Annotated in this window: 3 protein-coding genes and 2 pseudogenes; 3 read left to right on the top strand and 2 right to left on the bottom strand. The window is 60.3% G+C overall.

What is annotated here, in order from left to right:
• The 3 genes and pseudogenes from J7359_RS19710 to J7359_RS19700 form a co-directional block, all read left to right on the top strand.
• Positions 1-265: pseudogene (locus tag J7359_RS19710) on the top strand (nitrite reductase large subunit); the annotation flags it as partial.
• Positions 262-597 carry a nitrite reductase small subunit NirD gene (gene nirD, locus J7359_RS19705; RefSeq protein ID WP_209059913.1) on the top strand — a complete coding sequence of 112 codons (336 nt, stop codon included), beginning with the start codon at positions 262-264 and terminating at the stop codon, positions 595-597. The pseudogene J7359_RS19710 and the gene nirD, both read left to right, overlap by 4 nt.
• A gap of 11 nt (positions 598-608) precedes the next feature.
• Positions 609-3,221: a nitrate reductase gene (locus J7359_RS19700; RefSeq protein WP_209059911.1), complete on the top strand. Its 2,613-nt coding sequence runs from the start codon at positions 609-611 to the stop codon at positions 3,219-3,221.
• 118 nt (positions 3,222-3,339) lie between these two features.
• Here the strand turns inward: J7359_RS19700 and J7359_RS19695 are convergent, their stop codons facing one another.
• Together J7359_RS19695 and J7359_RS20125 are read right to left on the bottom strand one after the other, a co-directional pair.
• Positions 3,340-4,407, bottom strand: coding sequence for a dipeptide epimerase (locus J7359_RS19695; RefSeq protein WP_209059903.1), 1,068 nt, complete (start codon positions 4,405-4,407; stop codon positions 3,340-3,342).
• Between the two features lie 331 nt (positions 4,408-4,738).
• Positions 4,739-4,855 (bottom strand): annotated as a pseudogene (locus J7359_RS20125) (NAD(P)-dependent oxidoreductase); the annotation flags it as partial.

The raw sequence follows: 4,855 nt of genomic DNA, 5'->3' as shown, positions 1-4,855 counted from the left end.
GGTGCAGATCGTCGCGGCGTTCGTCCAGCTGTATCGCGAACATGCGAAATACCTGGACCGGGCCCATAAATGGGTCGCCAAGGTCGGGCTTGATTGGGTCATCGCCCAGGTTGTGGACGATCTGGATCACCGCAAGGCGCTGGTCGAACGGTTCGAGATCAGCCAGTCGGTCTATCGCCGCGATCCATGGGCCGATCATTCCACCCCATCCGAAACCCCGAAATGGTCGCCCTTGGCCGACCTGACCCTGGAGGCCGCCGAATGAGCCTGTTCGTCGATATCGCCGCGCTTGAGGATATTCCGCAGCAGGGCGCCCGCATCATCAAGACACCCGAAGGCTGCGTCGCGCTGTTCCGCACCGCCGATGATCGCGTCTTCGCGCTGGACGATCGTTGCCCGCACAAGGGCGGCCCGCTGTCTGAGGGCATCGTCCACGGCACATCCGTCACCTGCCCGCTGCATAACTGGGTCTTCGACATGACGACCGGGGTGGCGCAGGGCGCCGATGACGGCGCGGTCCGCACATGGCCCGTCCGGGTCGAGGCCGGACGCATCCTGATCACCACCGACCTTATCGCCCGCAGCCGGGCCGCCTGAGAGGAGCCGACATGAACACGCACGTCTCTTGCCGCCCGGTCCGGACAACCTGTCCCTATTGCGGAGTGGGCTGCGGCGTGCTGGCCACTCCCACGGCTGATGGCGGATTGGCGATCAAGGGAGATCCGGACCACCCGGCAAACTTCGGGCGCCTTTGCGTCAAGGGCATGGCTCTTGGGGAAACAGTCGGTCCTGCTGGCCGCCTGCTGTCCCCCCGGGTCAGCGGGCGTCAGGTGGAATGGAACGAGGCGCTGGACCTGGTCGCCCGCCGCTTCAGCGAGGCAATCGAGAAACACGGCCCGGATGCGGTCGCCTTCTACGTCTCGGGCCAGCTGCTGACCGAGGATTACTACGTCGCCAACAAGCTGATGAAGGGCTTCATCGGCAGTGCCAACATCGACACAAACTCCCGGCTGTGTATGGCCTCTTCGGTGGCAGGGCACCGGCGCGCCTTCGGCAGCGACACGGTGCCGGGCCGTTACGAGGATCTCGAAGAGGCCGACTGCGTCGTCCTTGTCGGCTCGAATCTGGCGTGGTGCCACCCTGTCCTGTTCCAGCGCCTTGCCCGCGCACGGGAGGTTCAGGGCACCAAGGTCATCGTGATCGACCCGCGCCGCACCGCCACTTGCGAGATCGCCGACCTGCACCTGCGCGTCCGGCCCGGAGCGGATGCGGCTATTTTCAACCTGCTGCTGGCCGAAGCAGAACGCCGGGGTCTGACCGCAAACGCATCTGTGGACGGGATGGAAGAGGCGCTGACAACCGCCCGGCAAACCGATGCGGCGATGACAGGTTTGTCTGCGGATGAGCTTGATCGCTTTATCGACCTGTGGTGTGCAAGCGACAAGGTCGTGACAGTCTATTCTCAAGGTATCAACCAGTCCGACAGCGGCACCGACAAAGTCAACACCATCCTCAACTGCCACATGGCGACCGGCCGCATCGGGCGGCCCGGCATGGGGCCTTTCTCCGTCACCGGGCAACCCAATGCCATGGGTGGCCGAGAGGTTGGAGGTCTTGCCAACATGCTGGCCTGCCATCTGGACATCGACGATCCGGTTCACCGGCAGGCTGTCCAGCAGTTCTGGAATTCGCCAAGGATGCCTCATGCGCCAGGTCTGAAGGCTGTCGACATGTTTCGCGCCGTCGAGGACGGTCAAATCAAGGCGCTTTGGATCATTTGTACCAATCCCGCCATGTCGATGCCCGACGCCGACCGCGTCGCCCGCGCAATTGCCGGCTGTGACTTTGTCGTGGTGTCGGATATCATGGCGCGGACCGACACGACACGCTTGGCGGACGTGCTGTTGCCCGCGACGGGATGGGGGGAAAAGGACGGCACGGTCACGAACTCTGAACGGCGGATCAGCCGTCAGCGCCCGACACTTGTCCCGGTCGGACAGGCCCGCCACGACTGGCGTATCCTCTCCGAGGTCGCCCAAAGGATGGGTTGGCATGACGCCTTCTCCTGGTCGCATCCCTCGGAAATCTTTGGCGAATATGCCGCGCTTTCGGGCGTGGCCGGACAACTGGGCAGCGATTTCGACATTTCCGATTGCGCGACGATCAACCGCTCGGATTACGACTCGATGACGCCATTCATCTGGCCACGCGCAGGCACGCGGCAAGGCAAGCGCTTTTTCGGGGAAGGCACCTATCACACGCCGACGGGTCGGGGCCGCATGGTTCCCGTCGTTCCACGCTTACCACAGCCCGCGACAACCGACGTTGCCTTCCAGCTGAACACCGGGCGCGTGCGGGATCATTGGCATAGCATGACGCGCACCGGCGCCTCGCCGCGTCTATCGCGCCACTCAGCCGAACCCTGTCTCGAAATTCACCCCAGCGACGCAGAATCCCTTGGCCTCTCCCCGGCAAGCCTCGCCCGCGTAAGCACGCCGCGCGGCGAAGTTGTTCTGCGTATCCTGACCACCGATTGCGTCGCGCCAGGACAGCCCTTTGCCCCGATCCACTGGAGTGATCAAACTGCATCATCCGGCCGAGTAAATGGGCTGACTCCAGCCATGGTCGATCATCTGTCAGGTCAGCCTGCACTCAAGTCAACCAATGTTTCGATCACGGCCTTTGAGGCCAAGTGGTATGGGTATGCTGTCTCTCGTCATTCGATTGACCCGAATTGCGAGTATTGGGTAGCTGCCAGATTGGCGGGCGGCTATCAGGCCGAACTTGCGGGTTTGAGTGTGCCCTTGGACTGGACTGAAGCGGGGCAGCGCCTGTTCGGAATTGACAGGAAGCCAATAATCGTGCGCGACGATAAGCGCGGAACGATCAGACTTGCGTTTGTCGAGGAAGATCGTCTGATTGCGGCGCTGTTTGTTTCGGCAGATCCAGTCGCGGTCTCGCGCAGCCATCTGGCAGACTCTCTGCTGAAAGATATCGATGCCACACTGCTGGCGGGCCGCCCCGCTGCAGACAGACAGGACGAAGGAGCAACTATCTGCGCCTGTACCGGCATTGGCATTAATAGGCTGATTGCAGCCATCACCACCCAAAAACTGCTGACTGTCGACGAAGTTGGAGAAGCACTGGGCGCGGGCGCGAATTGCGGATCCTGCCGTCCTGAGATCAAAGCACTAATGCTCCGACTCCTGACAGATGCTTGACTAAATTCAGGGCTTCGGGACGAGGGTGTTGAACTGTTTCGTGGATCTTCCGGGTGGATCGACACAAGGATGAGCGACGTGACGCTTCGCCAAATATTACTCACCTGCTAGAGGTGGACTAGCCCCACAACGTGACACGAGCCGGATGGACAGAACCGCCCTCGTAGAGCAGTGCCGCCTCGTGCTCTTCCTCAAGCAAGAGCGGGCCATCAAGATCTATGAACTCTGCATCCTGAGCCAGCAACACGGCGGGCGCTATAGCCAAAGAAGATCCGATCGTGCTCCCGATCATGATGCCGAGGCCTTCTTTCCGCGCCGCCTCGCGCAAAGCAAGGGCTGCGGTGAGGCCACCAACATTATCCAGCTTTATATTGATGAAGTCGTATCGCTCTTTCAGGCGGGATACAGCGAAAATACCCCGACAGCTTTCATCAGCGCAAATCGGGACTGGATGACCTATTCCGGCGAGGGCGCTATCCTTTCCAGCAGGTAGCGGTTGTTCGATCAAGATAACATTCATTCGCGCCAGTTTTGGTGCGAGTGTAATGTAGGTCTCGATATCCCAGCTTTCAGCGGCGTCGATAATAAGATCGCAGTTTGGAGCAGCTTCGCGAATGGCGCTCACCATGAACAGGACATCAGGATTGGTCAGAAATAACTTCAACTGACGATGCGTGCGTGAATGACGATCTGCTTCCTCTGCCATCTCCGCTGCCGTTCCATTCGAAATCGAAACCATCGTCTCGACGGGACCCGGAGAATTCAGCTCTGCCAATTCCCAGACACGTCTGCCGACGTGTTTCGCTTCGAGGTCCCACAACGCGCAATCCAAGGCGTTCCGCGCAGGGCCACTTCGCAACAGATTTGTCAGATCGGCACGCGTAACGCCAACCGGCAGCTGGCGGATTTGTGCGACGATGGCTTCGAGCGACTCTCCATAGCGTGGATAGGGGACACATTCTCCGCGACCGCAACGATCATGACGACATATTGCGACTTCTATCGCGTCGACTGCGCTACGGACGCGCTGGCCAATCTTGAACGGTCTATTTTTGAAGGCATAGCTTCGGTGCCATATCTGTATGCTCACGGTACCGCACTTGAACACAGGATCGAATTCTTTGCCGCGGCGCGACGTGGCCCGCTTGTGCCTCGGAAAGCTAAGCACATTTGTCGCCTTGAGCAAGATGACTCCGAAGGCTCGCGCGCCACCTGCCGAGCTTGGCCAGGCGACCGCGAAAGAGATTGATCTTCTGGGTGCGCGCTGAGGCGGCTTAGAGGTGCACGGACCCCTACACGCCATCGTTGCTTCGTCGATCTCCGTGGTCTTCACCTGGACGAAGGACTTAGTTTTTTTTGCAGGTGCCCTCGGCATCGGTGGTGTTATTCTGGCTCATCACGAAGGACTTCACATAGGCTCACGGAACTGGCCGAACTTCACGGACCAATTTTCCGATCTCGCGGCTCTGAAATGAGGCATGCCGCACGTCACCATATTCACAACGTCCCCGACTGCGTCACATCATCGGCTTTCCGCCCGTAACCGCGATGGTCGTTCCAGAGATGTAGCTTGCGGTGTCTTCGGCAAGCATGACGTAGGGCGCGGCAAGTTCCACAGGCTGCGCTGGTCGCTT

This window comes from Paracoccus sp. R12_2 (assembly GCF_017744015.1).
Classification (GTDB): domain Bacteria; phylum Pseudomonadota; class Alphaproteobacteria; order Rhodobacterales; family Rhodobacteraceae; genus Paracoccus.
This window is presented reverse-complemented; position numbering and strand designations above follow the sequence as displayed.

Coding starts and splice junctions, on each gene's coding strand:
- nirD (WP_209059913.1), top strand. CDS start 262: ATGAGCCTGTTCGTCGATATCGCCGCGCTTGAGGATATTCCGCAGCAG.
- J7359_RS19700 (WP_209059911.1), top strand. CDS start 609: ATGAACACGCACGTCTCTTGCCGCCCGGTCCGGACAACCTGTCCCTAT.